Origin of the sequence: Geomonas sp. RF6, from assembly GCF_021044625.1 — a bacterium.
GTDB lineage: Bacteria > Desulfobacterota > Desulfuromonadia > Geobacterales > Geobacteraceae > RF6.
The window spans coordinates 1,919,242-1,936,741 of sequence record NZ_CP087999.1; the positions used below are offsets into that span (position 1 = coordinate 1,919,242).

General features: G+C 58.7%; 15 protein-coding genes. 4 read left to right on the top strand and 11 right to left on the bottom strand.

Annotated features, from left to right (window positions below; translation table 11 throughout):
• Positions 1-127 precede the first annotated feature (127 nt).
• Both LPW11_RS08255 and LPW11_RS08260 read left to right on the top strand, forming a co-directional pair.
• A complete protein-coding gene (locus LPW11_RS08255; protein ID WP_230997648.1) occupies positions 128-631 on the top strand; it encodes a type 1 glutamine amidotransferase domain-containing protein in 504 nt (167 codons plus the stop codon).
• A 169-nt stretch (positions 632-800) separates the two neighbouring features.
• Positions 801-1,565: a hypothetical protein gene (locus tag LPW11_RS08260; protein ID WP_230997649.1), complete on the top strand. Its 765-nt coding sequence runs from the start codon at positions 801-803 to the stop codon at positions 1,563-1,565.
• A gap of 621 nt (positions 1,566-2,186) precedes the next feature.
• Here LPW11_RS08260 and LPW11_RS08265 read toward each other — a convergent pair.
• The 11 genes from LPW11_RS08265 to rpmH form a co-directional block, all read right to left on the bottom strand.
• Positions 2,187-3,422 carry an LL-diaminopimelate aminotransferase gene (locus LPW11_RS08265; RefSeq protein ID WP_230997650.1) on the bottom strand — a complete coding sequence of 412 codons (1,236 nt, stop codon included), beginning with the start codon at positions 3,420-3,422 and terminating at the stop codon, positions 2,187-2,189.
• Positions 3,423-3,599: 177 nt separating this feature from the next.
• Positions 3,600-4,406 (bottom strand): 4-hydroxy-tetrahydrodipicolinate reductase, encoded by an 807-nt coding sequence (gene dapB, locus LPW11_RS08270; protein ID WP_230997651.1) that lies wholly within the window; start codon positions 4,404-4,406, stop codon positions 3,600-3,602.
• A gap of 131 nt (positions 4,407-4,537) precedes the next feature.
• Positions 4,538-5,410: a 4-hydroxy-tetrahydrodipicolinate synthase gene (dapA, locus tag LPW11_RS08275; RefSeq protein ID WP_230997652.1), complete on the bottom strand. Its 873-nt coding sequence runs from the start codon at positions 5,408-5,410 to the stop codon at positions 4,538-4,540.
• 74 nt (positions 5,411-5,484) lie between these two features.
• A complete protein-coding gene (gene lysA / locus LPW11_RS08280; protein ID WP_230997653.1) occupies positions 5,485-6,738 on the bottom strand; it encodes a diaminopimelate decarboxylase in 1,254 nt (417 codons plus the stop codon).
• A gap of 514 nt (positions 6,739-7,252) precedes the next feature.
• The gene (gene rsmG / locus LPW11_RS08285; RefSeq protein WP_230997654.1) at positions 7,253-7,906 is read right to left on the bottom strand and encodes a 16S rRNA (guanine(527)-N(7))-methyltransferase RsmG; all 654 of its coding nucleotides are present in this window, start codon (positions 7,904-7,906) and stop codon (positions 7,253-7,255) included.
• Entirely contained in the window at positions 7,903-9,777 is a 1,875-nt protein-coding gene (gene mnmG, locus LPW11_RS08290; RefSeq protein ID WP_230997655.1) for a tRNA uridine-5-carboxymethylaminomethyl(34) synthesis enzyme MnmG, read from the bottom strand. The genes rsmG and mnmG overlap by 4 nt, the downstream gene beginning before the upstream one ends.
• Positions 9,778-10,201: 424 nt before the next feature.
• Positions 10,202-11,569, bottom strand: coding sequence for a tRNA uridine-5-carboxymethylaminomethyl(34) synthesis GTPase MnmE (gene mnmE / locus LPW11_RS08295; protein ID WP_230997656.1), 1,368 nt, complete (start codon positions 11,567-11,569; stop codon positions 10,202-10,204).
• 47 nt (positions 11,570-11,616) lie between these two features.
• Positions 11,617-13,218, bottom strand: coding sequence for a membrane protein insertase YidC (yidC, locus tag LPW11_RS08300; protein ID WP_230997657.1), 1,602 nt, complete (start codon positions 13,216-13,218; stop codon positions 11,617-11,619).
• Positions 13,219-13,237: 19 nt separating this feature from the next.
• On the bottom strand, positions 13,238-13,450 hold the full coding sequence (yidD, locus tag LPW11_RS08305) for a membrane protein insertion efficiency factor YidD (RefSeq protein ID WP_230997658.1): 213 nt from the start codon (positions 13,448-13,450) through the stop codon (positions 13,238-13,240).
• Positions 13,440-13,793, bottom strand: a complete 354-nt coding sequence (gene rnpA / locus LPW11_RS08310; RefSeq protein ID WP_230997659.1) for a ribonuclease P protein component — start codon at positions 13,791-13,793, stop codon at positions 13,440-13,442. Before rnpA ends, yidD begins: the two co-directional genes overlap by 11 nt.
• Positions 13,794-13,801: 8 nt before the next feature.
• On the bottom strand, positions 13,802-13,951 hold the full coding sequence (rpmH, locus tag LPW11_RS08315; RefSeq protein WP_230997660.1) for a 50S ribosomal protein L34: 150 nt from the start codon (positions 13,949-13,951) through the stop codon (positions 13,802-13,804).
• A 581-nt stretch (positions 13,952-14,532) separates the two neighbouring features.
• Here rpmH and dnaA point away from each other — a divergent pair.
• Complete coding sequence (dnaA, locus tag LPW11_RS08320) at positions 14,533-15,897, top strand: chromosomal replication initiator protein DnaA (RefSeq protein ID WP_230997661.1); 1,365 nt, start codon at positions 14,533-14,535, stop codon at positions 15,895-15,897.
• 225 nt (positions 15,898-16,122) lie between these two features.
• A complete protein-coding gene (dnaN, locus tag LPW11_RS08325; RefSeq protein WP_230997662.1) occupies positions 16,123-17,238 on the top strand; it encodes a DNA polymerase III subunit beta in 1,116 nt (371 codons plus the stop codon).
• Positions 17,239-17,500 lie beyond the last annotated feature (262 nt).

The window sequence follows — 17,500 nt, forward strand, 5'->3', positions numbered from 1 at the left end:
CTTTCATCCTATCCCGTTCTACCCCCCTCCCCTACCAACCTCCTCCGGTAGTATAATTTTATGAGGTACCCCTCTCCTTGCCGCCGGCCTGGAAGGTGGTGCCGACCAGCCTGTGGAGGTGGAAGTGATGAAAGCTCTTTTTCTCAGTGCAGATAATTTTGAAGACAGTGAATTGCTGGTCCCCTTCTACCGCCTCAAGGAGGCAGGGTACGAGGTGGACATCGCGTCGTCCAACACCGGCACGATCCGGGGGAAACACGGCTACGAGGTAAAGGTCAATCTCCTCTTCAACGAGGTTATGCCCGATCAGTACAGCATCCTGGTCATCCCGGGAGGGAAGGCGCCAGCGGCGATCCGCTCCGACCAGAAGGTAAAGGAGATTGCACGGAGTTTCTTCGAGGCGGACAAACCGGTAGCGGCGATATGCCACGGGCCGCAGATTCTTACTTCGGCGGGGGTCCTGAAGGGACGGCGCGCGACCTGCTACCCGGCGGTCGCCCCGGAACTGAAAGAGATCGAGGCCCAGTATGAGGACAGCGAGGTCGTGGTGGACGGGAAGCTGGTGACGTCGCGGCAGCCTGATGACCTCCCCGCATTCATGCGGGAAATGATGAAGCTGCTGCCACATTAATGGGAGCAGACGCTGCAAATGACAGCACCAAAGAGGCAAGAGAGGGCGGCCGCCACGGTCGCCCTTTTCATTTGTATCGTCTATAACCTCTCAATCTGAAAGGAAATCTGGGTGCAATGCAGATTTGGCGGATGCTACACTTATAGGAGGTGAACCGAGGGAGGTTGTTATGGCACAGAGAGATCCTGATGGCGTTCTGGAACGCGGGAACATCTATTTTCTATACCGTCCCAAGGTGGAGCAGAAGCATCCGAAGGGAGAGCGGGATATCGAGCGCTTTTTCATGGTGATGAGTCCGGAAGGGAAGAAGCTGTATCGTGAAATCATCATCGGCCGCAAGGCCCTTCCGAAAGTCCATAACGGCGGAGACCGCAACTGGGGGTTCGTCAAGATGGTGGTGCGCGACCCGCACGACCTTGTCGAGGAGTTCAAGGAGGCGCGCTACGAAACAAAGACCAGGGGCACGCGCGAAGTCGGCGCTGCGAGGCCGGCCGGCGAAGGGGTCTATGCGATCGTGCGGCATGACGACCATACCCATCTCGTCTATTCCCTCGAACTGCCGGAGAAGCCGCGCGAGGTGCAGCGGGAACTGGGGATCGAGGACGAGGCGAGCTACATCCTGAGCATCAAGAACCCCGAGAAGCCGGCGCCGCAACAGGCTGGGCTGCGGGGAGACCAGAAGGCGACGTACCCGTACAAGCTGAGAGAGGGTTTCCAGGATCGCAGGTTCATCGACGCCGATCCACCTGATTTTCTGGATTACGAGGGGACGGAGATCATGCTGATAGGCGCAGCGGAGGATCCGTCGGAGGAACTGGGGATAGAGCTCGACCCCGAGAAGGAGACGCTCTCCTCGGCGGACATTTTCAAGGATCTGAAGTTGAGCCGGAAGGAGCATCCGGTGAAGCCGCTGCTGGAAGGGAAGTGGGAATAGGGTAGCTTTCCGACGAAGGGCAAATCCCCCCTGTCTTCCCTTCGCGAAGGTTCATCCGGGAATTCCGGTGGAGCGTCGGAACTTCGCCACGAAGCACTGCAGAAGGCCTACGTTCCCCCCTTTGCGAAGGTTCATCCGGGACTTCCGGGGAAGCGTGGGTGCATTGCCACGAAGCACTGCAGATGACCTAACGTTCCCCCCTTTGCGAAGGGGGGGCAGGGGGGATTTGTTTTCAAAGTCTCCTCCAGAACCGCAGTTCGTTTAACAGTACATCTCGGTCGTCGATCCGCAGTGCTGCGGCAGTCTAAAGATCAACGACATGGGCACCACCAGAAACTCCTTGAGATTACATCAGTTGCGCACTTTGCAGGACGGTGCTGCACCAAGTCAAATCCCCCCTGTCCCCCCTTCGCAAAGGGGGGGACGCGAGTCCTCGTGCGGCCTTCATTGGAACATCCTACGGCTTCCCCGGAATTCTCGGAGGAGCCTTCGCAAAGGGGGGAACGTTGCCTCGCCTACTCCTTGAGGCCACAGAATCCTGGCTCACCGGAATTTCCGGCAGCAAAAGAAAAGGCGACCGATTTAATTCGGCCGCCTTCTCTTTTCTCGTGAAACGTCGATCTACTTCTTCAGGTTCTTCTTGATCCGTTCCACCGCTTCGATGACGTTGTTTCTGTTGCCGAAGGCGGAGAGACGGAAGAACCCTTCACCGCTCGGGCCGAAACCGCTGCCGGGGGTCCCGACGACGTGGCACTCGGTGAGGAGCTTGTCGAAGAAGTCCCAGGAGGTGAGCCCCGCCGGGGTCTTCAGCCAGATGTACGGGCCGTTCACGCCGCCGTACACGGTGAGCCCTGCCTCGGAGAGCCCTTCCCTGATGATGCGGGCGTTCTCCATGTAGTAGTCGATGTTGGCCTTCGTTTCCTTCCACCCCTCTTCGGAGTAAACGGCGGCTGCCGCTCTCTGCACGGGGTAGGAGGCGCCGTTGAACTTGGTGGTCTGACGGCGCAGCCAGAGCTTGTTGTAGCTGTATTTTTCGCCGGTGGAGGTGGTTCCCTCGAGCTCCTCGGGGACGACCACCAGGCCGCAGCGCACGCCGGTGAAGCCGGCGGTCTTGGAGAAGGAGCGGAATTCGATGGCGCACTTCTTCGCCCCTTCGATCTCGTAGATGGAGTGCGGGATCGTCGGGTCGGTGATGAATGCCTCGTAGGCGGCGTCAAAGAGGATGACGGAGCCGTTGGCAAGGGCGTAGTCGACCCATCCCTTCAGCTGCTCTTTGGTCGCCACGGTGCCGGTCGGGTTGTTCGGGAAGCACAGGTAGATGATGTCCACCTTCTCGGACGGATACGCCGGGAGGAAGCCGTTTTCCTCGGTGCACGGCATGTACACCAGCCCCTTGTAGTACCCTTTCTCGTCCGCGTCGCCGCTCCTGCCGATCATCACGTTGGTGTCGTTGTACACCGGGTAGACGGGGTCGGCGATGGCGACGGTGTTGTCGAGGGCGAAGATGTCGAGGATGTTGGCGCAGTCGCACTTGGAGCCGTCGGAGACGAACATTTCGGTCGGCTTCAGTTCAACCCCCAGGGGGTTGTACGACTTCTCGATAACGGCGTTGATCAGGAAATCGTACCCCTGCTCCGGGCCGTAACCCATGAAGGTCGCCTCGGCGCCGAGATCGTCGACTGCTGCGTGGAACGCTTTCAGAACGGTGGGGGTGAGGGGCTGGGTGACGTCGCCGATTCCGAGGCGGATCACCTTTGCTTCCGGATTGGCCGCGGCGAAGGCTCGCACGCGCCGACCTATCTCAGGGAAAAGGTACCCAGCCTTCAACTTCAGGTAGTTATCGTTGATCTGTGCCATTAAGCAAATTCTCCTTGGTCAAAAAATGCAGGCCCCCCTCCCCTTCCGGTGGAAAAAGGGGGAGCCGGCAGAAAGCAGCAAGAGTAATTCCATCCACGCGCCGGGGCGGGTGGCGGTGGGTTCGCCGGGAACGCCTGCGGCTTATCCCGGCCTACAAAACAAATGCGAACAAATGCCCTACGCCTTGAGGCCGAGCACGTCCTGCATGTCCCAGATTCCGGGCTTGGCGCTGGAGACCCACTTCGCTGCGCGCACGCTGCCGCGGGAGAACATGTCCCTGGTCATGGCGCGGTGGGTGACCTCTATCCGCTCCCCTATCCCGATGAAGTAGGCGGTGTGCTCGCCGATTATGTCGCCGCCGCGGATCGTCTGCATGCCGATCTCTTCGCGGGTGCGCTCGCCGCAGATCCCTTCCCGGTGGAAGTTGGCGACCTTGTTGTAGTCGCGCCCGAGTGCTGTGGCGATGACCTCACCCATCCGCACCGCAGTGCCGGAGGGGGAATCCTTCTTCAGACGGTGGTGGGCCTCCACGATCTCCACATCGAAGTCGTCCCCGAGGATCTTCGCGACGTCGGAGAGGACCTTGAAGCAGACGTTCACACCGACGGAATAGTTGGGGGAGATTACTGCCGGGATTTCCCGGGTAAGCTCCACGGCGAGTGCGCGCTCTTCAGGGGTGAACCCGGTGGAGCCGATGACGATCGCCTTGCCGTGCAGTGCGCAAACCTCCAGGTTCTTGAGGGAAACCTTCGGCGCAGTGAAGTCGATGAGGACATCGCACCCCTTGACGACTTCGTTCACGTCGTCGGTTACCTTCACGCCGAGCGGTCCCTGTCCGGAGATGACGCCGGCGTCCTGCCCGAGGAGGACGTAGCCGGGGCGCTCGAGGGCACCGGAAAGTTCCACACCTTCAGTTTCCTTTATGGCGGCGATGATGCGGCCGCCCATTCTTCCGCCAGCCCCACTGACAGCTAGTTTGATCATAGTCTCGCTCCGGTTTGTGCGTTGAGGTTCTTTGTGCGGGGCGAGCCACTCGGCATATCCCGCATCGTTATCCCGTCCCTGAAGCCCTCCCCTCCCCTTCCCCGCCAGAGCGGGATGAGGATGGCAAGGTGCTAGATCAGCTGGTATTCCTTCATGATGGCGATCAGCTTCTCGCGGTTTTTCTCCACCAGCGGAGCCAGCGGCAGGCGCAGCTCGTCGCGGCATTTCCCCATGAGGGAGACGGCGGTCTTTACCGGGACCGGGTTCGTTTCCACAAACATGGCGTTGGAGATCTTCAGGAGCTTCAGATGGAGCTGTCTCGCCTCTTCCATGTTGCCGGCAAAGAAGGCGTCGGTCATCGCTGCGACTTCCTTCGGCATTATGTTAGCCGTCACGGAAATCACCCCTTTGCCGCCGCACGCCATCATCGGGAAGGTGATGAAGTCGTCGCCGGAAAGAACGTCCAGCTTGTCGCCGCACAGCGCCAGGACCTCCGAGGCCTGCAGCAGCGACCCTGTCGCTTCCTTGATGGCCACGATGTTTGGGTGGTCCGCAAGGCGCGCCACGGTCTCCGGGAGGAGGTTCACGCCCGTCCGCCCGGGTACGTTGTACAGCACCTGGGGGATCGCCACAGCGTCCGCGATGGCCTTGTAGTGCAGGTAGAGCCCGTCCTGGGAAGGCTTGTTGTAGTAGGGAGTGACCAGCAGCGCGCCATCGGCGCCGAGATCCTTCGCGTGCTGCGTCATCTCGATCGCTTCCCTGGTCGAGTTGGAGCCGGTCCCCGCGATGACAGGGACCCTCTTTGCGGTCTGCTCGACCACGATCTGGATCACCCGGTCGTGCTCTTCATAGTCGAGGGTAGAGGCCTCTCCGGTAGTGCCGCAAGGGACGATCCCGTCGGTGCCGTTCTCGATCTGAAATTCCACCAGTTCCCGCAGCTTCTCCTCGTCGATTGCGCCGTTGTTGAACGGAGTTACGAGGGCGACGATGCTTCCCTGAAACATGGGCTTCTCCTTTGTAAATCTGGTTCAGGCCGGGCCAGAGGGCCCAGCCTTACTCGAGTAGACTGGCGATATCCCTACAGGAACGAAGGAAGGTGCTCACCTTTGATGAGATCCTCGACCTTCTCGCGCTCGCGAATCACCTCGTAGCGGTCACCCTTCACCATGATCTCCGGGACGCGGGGACGGCTGTTGTAGTTGCTGCTCATGGTGAAGCCGTAGGCGCCTGCGGACATGAAGGCAACGAAATCGCCCTGCTTGAAGTTGGGGACCTCGCGTTCTTTTACCAGGAAGTCACCGGACTCGCAAATGGGGCCGACGATATCCGCCACCACAGTCCCCTCCTGATCCTTCACAACCGGCTGCACGCCGTGGAAGGAGCCGTAGAGGGCGGGACGTGCCAGATCGTTCATCCCTGCGTCGATGATGATGAAGTCCTTCTCGTCCCCTTTCTTGGTGAAGAGGCACTTTGCCACCAGGATCCCTGCGTTGCCGACCAGGTTCCTCCCCGGCTCGAAAAGGAGGTGCAGACCGAGGTCCTTCGTCTCCTCGAGGATCGCCTTGCCGTACTCCGAAGGGAGCGGCGGCACCTCGTCATTGTACTGAATCCCCAGCCCGCCGCCGAGGTCGAGGTACTTGAGGTCGATCCCCATCTCACGCACGCCGGCCACCAGTCTCTTGAGCTTCTTGATGGTGTCGACAAAGGGGGATACTTTGGTGAGCTGGCTGCCGATGTGGCAGTCGACGCCGATGATTTCCAGGTTCTGGAGGGTCTTCGCCCGGGCGTACTGCTCGAGGGCCCGCTCGATATTTATGCCGAATTTCGCCTTCTTGAGCCCGGTGGTGATGTACGGGTGGGTTTCCGGATCGACGTCGGGATTGACGCGCAGCGCGATGCCGGCCTTCTTGCCCAGGTGTCCCGCCACCATGTCGATGCGGTCGAGCTCCTGCTCGGACTCCACGTTGAAGAGGAGGATGCCGGAGTCGAGCGCGTAGGCGATCTCGTCGTCCCTCTTCCCTACGCCGGAGTAGACGACCTTTTTCGGATCGACGCCCGCTGCCAGCGCGCGGTAGAGTTCGCCGCCGGAGACGATATCGACACCACCGCCCAAGTTGATGAAGGTCTTGAGGACGCCGAGGCTGGAGTTCGCCTTGACGGAGTAGCAGATGGTATGGGGAGTGCCGGCGAAAGCGTCGTCCATCGCCTTGAAATGTCTCTCGAGGGTGGCGTGGGAGTAAATGTAGGCGGGAGTGCCGACTCTCTCGACGATATCTTTTATGGAAACTTCTTCAGCGTGGAGTTGTTCATCCTTGTACTGAAAGTAATGCATCGATTTCCCCCTTGGAGCTATCTAAAGATGTTGCCCAGGCAAACAAAAAAAGTTTTTATCCTTAACATAGAAATCGGGCAAAAGTCAAAAATATTGCGAGTGTTGGAGGAATGTGAAAGGAGCAGCGAGGTATGCCTCCATGCGGAAATGAAGGAGCAGAGTTATGTGCAGCAGTCGCAGAGCGATGAGTTTCTTGAGTGAAAAGAAACCTTGTGCTTGAGGGAGGGAAATGTAGGCCGGGATAAGCCGTCAGGCGTTCCCGGCAGTCCGACATCATCAGCGCGGCACGCATCGTCCCACACCATCATTTGCCGGAAACGCTTCGCTTATTCCGGCCTACAGTTCCCTACGTTGTCCAACCCACAAATTCTTCGATTTTGCCCAAAAAAGCGGCATCGAAATTTGAGCTACAGGCGGCGTTTTCGACTCCGCGCAGCCTCAGGCCTTCAAAACACAACCCACAAGCTCAGAAGGCGAATTTGGCTCATTAACAGCGAAAGCCACCTTTTCCAATCTACGCGCGGGCGATCACCACGAGGGATCTGGCATCCCCTGCGATCGGCAGTGCAAATTCGTCGACCGAGACGACCTTGGCACCCAACTCGGCCAGCGCACCGGAGGCTGCCTCCGCTTCCTTCAATCCTTCCCGTCCTTTCATGGCGATGATCTTTCCGTCTTCCTTCAGAAGGGGAAGCGCCATCGCTGCGAAGGAGGGGATGTCGGAGAAGGCTCTGGAGACGATCCAGTCGAAGGAGGCTGCATGGTCGGCGGCGAGCGTCTCGGCGCGAACGTGCTGCGCGGTGAAGCGCTCCAGGTTGAGGAGCCGCGCCGCGTTTTTCTGAAAGCTGATCTTCTTCACCACAGCATCAACTGAGAGCACCTCTATCTCGGGTGCAACTATCTTCACCGGGATGCAGGGAAAGCCTCCACCGGAGCCGATGTCCAGAAGCTTGCCTGCCGGCTTCAGCGCCCTGAATATGGTCAGGGAGTCGACGAAATGCTTTACCGCAATCCCTGCATCGTCATCTATTGCGGTCAGGTTGATCTTCTTGTTCCACTTTTTGAGCTCTTCGGCGAAGGCGTCGAAGGCTGCGGCCTGCGCGTCGGAAAGGGTGACTCCTAATTCAGCCGCTCCTTGCAGAAGGGCTTTTTTCGCTGCTGCATTCACTTGAGCCCCCTCCCCTTCAGCGCGATGGAAAGCATGGTGATACCCGCGGGAGTGATTCCCGGTATGCGGGAAGCCTGCCCCAGCGTGTCCGGACGGAACTTCGCGAGCTTCTCCTGCACCTCGGTCGAGAGGCCGGCAATGGTGCTGTAGTCGAGCTCCTCCGGGATCTTCGCCCCCTCAAGCTTCGCCGCGCGCTCCACCTGCTCGAGCTGCCTTCCGATGTATCCCTGGTATTTCACCTGAATCTCGATCTGCTCGCGCACCGACTCGGGGAACTCCATGATCGCCGGATAGACGCGCGCCAGGTCCTCGCAGGTGAAATCAGGGCGACGCAGCAGCTGCTCGTAGCTCATGCCGTTCTGCATCCCCACCAGATCCCATTCCTCCAGAAGCGCCGGATCGGTCGTGGAAGGGACGAGTCTCTCGCGCGAAAGCTTCGCCAACTCGTTCTCGATCTGCTCCTTTTTCACGTGGAACGCCCGGTACGTCTCCTCCGGCACCAGCCCGATGGCGTGCCCTTTCTCGCGCAGCCGCAGATCCGCGTTGTCCTCGCGCAGCAAGAGACGATATTCGGCGCGGGAGGTGAACATGCGGTACGGCTCCTTCGTCCCCAGGGTCACCAGATCGTCGATCATGACGCCGATGTACGCCTCGCTGCGCCCCAGCACGAGCGGCTCCTCCCCGCGCACGCGCAGCGCCGCGTTGATCCCCGCCATGAGCCCCTGCGCGGCCGCTTCCTCGTAGCCGGAGGTGCCGTTGATCTGCCCCGCGTGGTAAAGATTGGGCACCACCTTCGTCTCGAGGGAGGCGTGCAGCTGTATCGGATTTACATAGTCATACTCGATGGCGTAGGCGGGGCGCATGATCTCCACGCGCTCCAGCCCCTCGATGCTGCGGTAAAAGGCCCACTGCACATCGACAGGGAGAGAGGTGGAGAGCCCGCTGGGATACATTTCCACCGTGTCGCGCCCTTCCGGCTCGATGAAGCTCTGGTGCCGGTCCTTCTCCGGAAAGCGCACGACCTTGTCCTCGATCGACGGGCAATAGCGCGGGCCGATTCCTTCAATAATCCCCGCGTAAAGGGGGGACCTGTCAAGGCCGGAGCGGATGATCTCGTGGCTTCTCGGGTTGGTGTAGGCGATGTAGCACGGAACCTGCGGCTGCTCTATCTTTTCCGTCTCAAAGGAGAAGGGAAGCGGGCGCTCGTCGCCATACTGCGGCTCGAGTTTCGTGAAGTCGATGGTACGTGCGTCGAGACGTGCGGGAGTCCCGGTTTTTAGCCTGCCGACGTCGAATCCAAGCTCACCCAGGTGCTGGGAAAGCCCGACCGAAGGAAGGTCCCCTGCCCTACCCCCGGGATAATGGACGAGGCCGATATGGATCAGGCCGCGCATGAAGGTCCCGGTGGTGAGAACGACGGTCTTACCAAGGTATCTGACGCCCCCCCTGGTATCTACTCCTGCCACTGCGCCGTCCTGCATGTGCAGATCCGTGACCTCACCCTGCTTCAGGTCGAGCCGGTCCTGGCGCTCCAGCACGGATTTCATGCGCAGGCGGTACATCTGCTTGTCCGCCTGGGCACGTGAAGCGCGCACCGCGGGACCTTTTCTCGTGTTGAGGACGCGGAACTGGATGCCGGTGGCGTCTATGTTGCGTCCCATCTCGCCGCCAAGGGCATCGATCTCTTTTACCAGGTGCCCCTTTGCGAGCCCGCCTATGGCAGGGTTACACGACATGAGGGCGATCGCGTCGAGGTTGATGCTCAAAAGGAGGGTGCTGCAACCCATTCTGGCAGCAGCGAGTGCCGCCTCACAACCGGCGTGTCCGGCGCCGACGATAATGACGTCGTATGACTTCTCGTAGTGTATCAAGGGGTACTCCCTGTTGATTTGGATCTGGATGAAGCTTTGCTGCTATTGATGCTGTGTACTGCCCCCATCACTACCGAACCCATCCCCACCCTGTCCCTCCCCTTGAAAGGGAGGGGACGCGATTGCTCTTGCACAAGTGATGGGAGGTCGCAAGGCGATGGGAGAGTGGCGAAGCTCAAAAGATAATAGCTGGATTGTTCGGCGAATTTTGTCTCTGTTTCACGTGGAACTCTGAGTATATCGGGTCAGTCTTTGTAGGCCGGGATAAGCCGGAGGCGTTCCCGGCGGCCTCTGGTTGCTATTGCGTTTCCACAGGATAGCGTCTGCAAGAGCAAAAGAACATAACAACTTGAAACAGTGTCACTTTCTATAACTGTTCCACGTGGAACTACACATGTTTCCACAGGTTGTTCACAGCAGGATCTTATTTCCCTATGCAGAAAGTGGAGAAGATCCGGTCCAGCACGTCATCCGCCGTCGTCTCACCGGTGACCTCCCCTACCGCATCTATCGCCTCGCGAAGATCTATCGGCAGCAGCTCAAGATTGACACCTGCCTGCAGGTTCTTCTCAAACCGGCGCAGCGCCGAGAGTGACTTCAATAGTGCGTCCCGATGCCTCGCTCGCGATACCGCCACATACTCGCGACTGTCGGTGGCGCTCCCGCTGAGGAATTCATTGTGAATGGCATGGCGCAGCTCAGGCACCCCTACACCGGTATGGGTGGAGAGGCTGACGCAGCGATCAAGGAGAGCGGCAGGAATCTCTTCGGACACGCCGAGGTCCGACTTGTTCCTCACCACAATGTAGGGCTTCCCTCCGATCGCCTCCAGGATAGCATGATCCTCCTCGGCGAAAGGGAGCGCGCCGTCGATCACGAAGACGACGAGATCCGCCTTCGGGATCCGGTCAAGGGTGAGACGCACCCCCTCCTGCTCTACCTGGTCCTCCGAGTCCCTGATACCGGCGGTATCGAGGAGGCGCACAGGGAGCCCCTCGATATTTATGACTTCCTCGATGACGTCGCGGGTGGTACCGGGAACCGAGGTAACAATCGCCCTCTTCTCCTTGAGGAGCGTGTTCAGAAGGCTCGACTTCCCTACGTTCGGCTTCCCGACGATGACGACACTGACACCGTCCCTGATCACCCTCCCCTCGTCGAACCCGGATATAAGGGTCTCCAGCTCCAGGAGCGCTGGAGCGATGCGCGCCATGACGTCGCTGTCAAGAGCGATATCTATATCCTCTTCAGGGAAGTCGATCAACGCCTCAACAAAAGCCAGTGCGTAGAGAATGGCATCCTTTATGACGGCGATGCGCTGGGAAAGGAGCCCCTCCACCTGGTGGCGCGCCAGAGTGAGCGACGCCTCCGTCCTGCTGGAGATCACGTCCATGATCGCTTCGGCCTGCACAAGGTCGATTCTCCCGTTCAGGAAGGCGCGCTTGGTAAACTCCCCCGGCTCGGCGAGACGCGCCCCCTGCGTGACCACCAGGTCGAGGACACGCTGCACGATGAGGCTCCCGCCGTGGCACTGGATCTCCAGCACATCCTCGCGGGTGTAGGAATTGGGCCCCTTCATGTACACGAGCATCGCTTCGTCGATGCTGTCGCCGGTAGCGGGATCGAAGACGGTGCCATAAGAAAAACGGTGGCTTTTTAGGCCACCGTTCGACTTACCTTTGAAGATGTTCCCGGCTATGCGGGTGGCGAGATCCCCGCTTATGCGGACGATCCCTATGCCACCCTCCCCTACCGGTGTGCTTATTGCGGCTATGGTATCTCGGATGTACATGCTTTTACCTGCTCTAGCCTTTCAGCACAGAGACAGCCTGGCAGAGCCTAGGCGGTCGTCTTGTTGATGTATGCCTGCTGCGCGATGGTGAGGACGTTGTTCACCAGCCAGTAGATGACGAGGCCGGAGGGGAAGTTCAGGAACATGAAGGTGAAGACCACCGGGAGCGCCAGCATCATCTTCGCCTGTACCGGATCCATGTTCGTCGGGGTCATCTTCTGCTGGATGAACATGGTAACACCCATGATGATCGGAGTCACGTAGTACGGGTCCTTGGCGGAAAGGTCCGTGATCCAGAGCATGAAAGGCGCGTGGCGCAGCTCGATGGAGTACATGAGCGCGCGGTACAGGGCGAAGAAGACCGGTATCTGAACCAGCATCGGGAGGCACCCCCCCATCGGGTTCACCTTGTGCGTCTTGTACAGCTCCATGACCTCGCGGTTCATCCGGTCGCGGTCGTTCTTGTACTTCTCGCGCAGCTCGGTCATCTTCGGCTGGAGCTTCTGCATCTCCTTCATCGACTTGTAGCTTTTCTGCGTCAGCGGGAAGAAGAGCACCTTGAGCACGACGGTGATGATGATGATCGCGATGCCGTAGTTGTGGGTGTACTGGTACAGGTATTTGAGGATTTTAACCAGCGGCTTTGCCAGCGCGGCGAACCAGCCGTAGTCGATGACCTCTTCCAGCCTGCTCCCCTGCACCTTGAGGACGTCGAGATCCTTCGGGCCGATAAAGAGATTGTAGGAGACGCCGGCGGCCTGCCCGGGGTTCACCGACACTACCGGGGAAGCGATGTCCCTCACCAGCACGTCATTGGCCGGACGGGAAAGACGCACCGAGGCGATGCTCCCCTTTTCGGAGATGACGGCGTCCATGAAGTACTTGTCCGCAAACGCAGACCACATGACTCCCCTGTCGTACGCCTTCGGCTCCTTGAGGAGGTTCTCCATCTTGTCCGCGGTGAGCTTCTCCCCTACCAGGGTAGAGGGACCGTGAACCTCGTATCTCCCCTCTTTCTTGTGCTCCACCACGCGGTTGTGCTGCACGAGGTGCAGGACGCCGTCGGTCTTCGCCGCACCTGCGTTCTGGATCTCCTCGGTGAGCCCTATCCTGTACTGGTTGCCGGAGAAGGAGAACACCTTCCTGAAGACGATCCCCTGGGGGGTCTTCGTGGTGAACTCCAGCGTGCCGCTCTTGCCGTCGGTGAGCTTTACGCTGTCGGCGCTGGCGTTGAAAAGAGCGCCGGGGGCGATGCCGAGCTCGCGCGATTCGGTGAGGAAGGCGAAACGGTCGGCATTGGCCTCGTCCAGGAGAACGACGTCCTTACCCTGGGGTCCCGGAGTCTCCTTGTATTTCTTAAGGACGACCCTCTTGAGCCCGGCACCCTGGGTGGAGAAGACGGCCTGGTACAGGTCGGTATCCACCACGACCTCTTTGGCGGCAGTCGCCTGAGGTACTGCAGCAACGGGAGCCGGCGCGGAAGGTGCGGGAGCTGCGGCAGTCCCAGGTGCGGCGGAAACCGCGGGCTGGGAAAGCTGCTGGGCAGGAGACGCATTGGGGGCTACCTGCTTCGGGGGGGGGAAGAAAAAGGAGTACGCATACAGGACCCCGATGGAGAGTAGTACCGCGACAACGAGTCTTTTTTCCATAAAAGTTCTCCTAGAGAAGCTATCTGACAGGATCGTAACCGCCGGGGTGGAACGGGTGGCATTTGAGAATGCGCAGCACCGTGAGCCACGAGCCCTTCATGGGGCCATATTTTTCCAGCGATTGCAGGGAGTAATGGGAACAGGTGGGGTAAAAACGGCAGGAGGAGCCTAGAAAGGGAGAGACATACCTCTGGTACGCCTTGATGAAGCCTATGAGCGTCTTATTGAGCATATCTTTCACGCAGCCGCCCGAGAGCGGCTGCGAGTTCGATTGAGACCTGTTGAGAATCAAGACCCTCCGCTCCCCTTTTGGCTATGATATTGAAATCTGCCTCGATGAAAAGCGGCTTGTTGTGCCGGTAAAATTCGCGCAGGCGCCTTTTGATGCGGTTTCTGATGACCGCATTGCCCACCTTGCGGCTCACCGTGACGCCGAGCCGGGTACCGGCTGTGCCGGAGTCGTTCCAGAGCACGATGAAGTGAGCTGTGTGCATCTTATTGCCGCCGGAGTTGAACTGCAGGAACTCGGGGCGCGACAGCAGGCGCTCTTTTTTAGGGAAGGCAAAACCGGTCAAGCAGGTCCTTACTTGGTGGCGATACCCACTGCGAGGCGCTTGCGACCTTTAGCCCTTCTCCTCTTGATCACGAGACGGCCGTTTTTGGTGGACATGCGCACGAGAAAACCGTGGGTTCTTTTCCTGGAGACGTTGCTCGGCTGGTACGTTCTTTTCATCTTCTATGTACTCCTTCGCTAATTTATTGCGGAATTAAAGGCAAGCATCGAACTTAAACATAAACACCGTTAGCTGTCAAGGTCTTTTTCCTGCGGCAACTTTTGCCTTGCAAATTGGGGGTAGCTCTGCTAGTCTGCCCGCTGCGATAAAATTAGGATGGCTTTATCCTGTTAATAACCGCGTAAGTAGCTGGTATCCCCGACACTTTTTATTATCAACATCTGTTGATAAAGCTGTGCAAAAACCGTGTAAAATGAGCTCTCCCGTGATCCCTTTTTTCCACCCGGGGAGACTCAGCCGTAGTCCAGTCGGGACAACTCCCGGGCGAGCGCATCATACACCGTCGGGGGCCCCGTGATCCTTACCTATTGCAGCGATGCATCTTCCTAGACTTCGCATTCAATTTTACCAGAAGAGGCTCCTGTAAGTCCGACCCGGCACCCAGGAGCCGCGCCGGCAAAGGCGCCGCCCCACGAATGCGGTGTTTGCGGAGGGTACCCCCCTCCCCTGTCACCTCACTGAATAATGCAAAAGTGTCGCGGCCGCAGCAATCCGCGCATCAGCATAAAGGATTCACTCGATGGAAAACGTTTGGCGCGAAGCCCAAACACATCTGAAAAACGTGCTCACCGGGCAGACGTACACGACCTGGATCGAGCCGCTCACCTTCCATTCAAGCACGGACAACACCCTCATCCTCAAAGTCCCCAGCACCTTTATCCAGAAGTGGGTCACCGACAAGTACCTCACCATGATAAAAGAGGTGCTCTACGCCCTCACCGCCGTGCAGTTCCACATCGAGTTCCAGGTCGCGGAGAACAAGGAGGAGGCAAAAGAGGAGCCAAAGCCCTCAAAAGCCGCCCCTCCCCCGAAGGAACCGGAAAAGGAAAAAGAGAAGGAAAAGGAGAAGAAGGCGCCGGAGTTCATGCCGAACCTGAACCCAAAGTACACCTTCGACTCCTTCGTGTGCGGCGCCAGCAACCAGTTCGCCTATGCCGCCTCCCAGGCGGTGGCGAACAAGCCGGCCAGCAACTACAACCCCCTCTTCATCTACGGCGGTGTGGGACTCGGCAAGACCCACCTGGTGCACGCCATCGGGAACCAGATCCTCGCCAAGAACAGCAAGGCGAAGATCTGCTACTACTCGTCCGAAAAGTTCATGAACGAGATGATCAATTGCCTCCGTTACAAGAAGATGGAGGAATTCCGCAACAAGTTCAGGAAGATGGACCTGCTGCTCATCGACGACATCCAGTTCATGGCGGGAAAGGAGGCGACGCAGGAGGAGTTTTTCCACACCTTCAACGCCCTCTACGACTCGCACAAGCAGATTGTCATCACCAGCGACAAGTTCCCGAAGGAGATCCCGGGGCTCGAGGAGCGGCTGCGCTCCCGCTTCGAGTGGGGGCTCATCGCGGACATCCAGCCGCCGAACATCGAGACGAAGATGGCGATTCTCAAGAAGAAGTCCGACATGCACGGGATCGAGCTCCCGGACGATGTCGCCTTCTTCCTCGCCAACGGCGCGACGAGCAACATCCGGGAGCTCGAGGGGATGCTGATCCGCCTGGAGGCCTTCGCGAGCCTCACCGGAAGCGCCCTGACGCTGAACATGGCCCGCGAGGTCATGAAGGACATCATCGTCGAAAAGACGAAGGAAATCACGGTGGAGATGATCCAGAAGATCGTCGCCGACCACTTCAGGATCAAACTCTCGGAGCTGAAAAGCGACAAGAGGGTGAAGACGCTCGTGGTGCCGCGACAGATCGCCATCTTCATCTGCCGCGAGCTCACCAAGGCGAGCTATCCGGAGATCGGCGAGAAGTTCGGAGGGAAGGACCACTCGACGATCATCCACTCCGTGAAGAAGATCGAGAAGCAGATGGCCGGCGACGCGGAGTTCCGGGCCTCTGTGGAAGACATAAAGAAAAAGGTGTTGGCGTAATGGGGAAAAGTGTGGACAACTCCCCTGTTGTTCACACCCGGAAAAGCCTCCTGTGCAGGAAGCGGAAAAAGTAGCCCGGCAATCATCAGGGTTTCCCACGCCGGAAAGAGACGACGCGCCGCACCTTTACGAAGCTTGTCCACATTTCAACAGGCATCTATCTACTACTACTGAAAAGACATAAAAACCTTAGAAAAAGAAGCGCGGACGGAGAAGGGAGAAAAGATGGAATTCAAGATAAGCAAAGATGTCTTTATGAAAGCCCTGCAGCGCATCCAGGGTATCGTGGAAAAGAGATCCACCATGCCCATCCTTTCGAACACCCTTCTGGAGGCGACGAGCGACACGCTGAACATCACCGCCACGGACCTGGAAGTCGGCATGCGCAGCTCGTACCCGATCGAGGTCATCCGCGAAGGGAAGATCACCGTCTCCGCCAAGAAGCTCTACGAGATCGTAAAGGAGATGCCCGACCAGGAAATCCACTTCACCACACGGGACAACGACTGGGTGGAGATCGTCTGCGGCAAGGCGCGCTTCAACATCGTCGGCCTCTCCTCCGAGGAGTTCCCCTACTTCCCGAAGGTAAAGGACGAGAGCTTTATCCTTCTCGACAACGCGATCCTCAAGCAGATGATCGAGAAGACCTCCTACGCCATCTGCTACGACGAGACGAAGTACAACCTGAACGGCGTCTTCGTAAAGGCGGTCGACGAGTCCGGCACGCTACTCAAGATGGTCGCCACCGACGGCCACCGTCTCTCTGTCGCTGAAAAGGGGATCGAAGGGAGCATCTCCGCTGAGCTCGCGAAAGGGGTCATCTTCCCCAAGAAAGGGATCTTCGAGCTCAAAAAGATGGTCGACGAGGAATCGGCGGCGATCATGCTCGGGTTCATGGACAACAGCGCCGTCATCAAGAAAGGAAACACCGTCGTCGTCATGCGCCTCATCGACGGCGAGTTCCCGGACTACACGAAGGTCATTCCGAAAGGAAACGACAAGTCCGTCCACGTGAACAGGGACCGTTTCCTCCACTCCCTGAAAAGGATGTCCATCCTCTCCAGCGAAAAGTTCAAAGGGATCCGCATCGAGGTGAGCCCGGACGTCATGGTTATCTCCTCCAGCAACCCGGAACTCGGCGAGGCTCGGGAGGAGATGGAAGTGACCTACGACGGTACCCCGATCTCGGCACGCTTCAATGCCAAGTACTTGATCGACGTCCTCGCGGTGATGGACGAGCAGGAGGTCGAGCTCAAGTTCAAGGATGAATTCTCCCCGGTGGTGATGAACTCCGCAGAAGAGAGCGACTTCATGGCGGTCATCATGCCGATGAGGCTGTAGACGACGCCACCTCCCGTGCCCTGCTGTGGAAATACGGGGATTCGGCGCCGAAGGCAGGAAACCCCATCCCCCTCCTGTCCTCCCCCTTGAAAGGGGAGGGACGCGGGATCACGGGGATCGGAGCTGGCGCTGGAGGCGGCTCTGGCGGCGTTGTGAAGGCCTGAAAAATTAATTAATAGCCAAAGAGGGGGCAAAAGCATTAAAATAGCGTGTTGGGCTATTTCCACGCCAGGAAACCAAGGGGCACAAGGTTCCAGAAGAC

Excerpts from the sequence above, each read along its gene's own strand:
- mnmE (WP_230997656.1), bottom strand. The coding sequence starts at position 11,569 with ATGTACATCCGAGATACCATAGCCGCAATAAGCACACCGGTAGGGGAG.
- dnaN (WP_230997662.1), top strand. The coding sequence starts at position 16,123 with ATGGAATTCAAGATAAGCAAAGATGTCTTTATGAAAGCCCTGCAGCGC.
- dapA (WP_230997652.1), bottom strand. The coding sequence starts at position 5,410 with ATGTTTCAGGGAAGCATCGTCGCCCTCGTAACTCCGTTCAACAACGGC.
- rpmH (WP_230997660.1), bottom strand. The coding sequence starts at position 13,951 with ATGAAAAGAACGTACCAGCCGAGCAACGTCTCCAGGAAAAGAACCCAC.
- dapB (WP_230997651.1), bottom strand. The coding sequence starts at position 4,406 with ATGATCAAACTAGCTGTCAGTGGGGCTGGCGGAAGAATGGGCGGCCGC.
- lysA (WP_230997653.1), bottom strand. The coding sequence starts at position 6,738 with ATGCATTACTTTCAGTACAAGGATGAACAACTCCACGCTGAAGAAGTT.
- LPW11_RS08255 (WP_230997648.1), top strand. The coding sequence starts at position 128 with ATGAAAGCTCTTTTTCTCAGTGCAGATAATTTTGAAGACAGTGAATTG.
- yidD (WP_230997658.1), bottom strand. The coding sequence starts at position 13,450 with ATGCTCAATAAGACGCTCATAGGCTTCATCAAGGCGTACCAGAGGTAT.
- yidC (WP_230997657.1), bottom strand. The coding sequence starts at position 13,218 with ATGGAAAAAAGACTCGTTGTCGCGGTACTACTCTCCATCGGGGTCCTG.
- LPW11_RS08265 (WP_230997650.1), bottom strand. The coding sequence starts at position 3,422 with ATGGCACAGATCAACGATAACTACCTGAAGTTGAAGGCTGGGTACCTT.
- dnaA (WP_230997661.1), top strand. The coding sequence starts at position 14,533 with ATGGAAAACGTTTGGCGCGAAGCCCAAACACATCTGAAAAACGTGCTC.
- LPW11_RS08260 (WP_230997649.1), top strand. The coding sequence starts at position 801 with ATGGCACAGAGAGATCCTGATGGCGTTCTGGAACGCGGGAACATCTAT.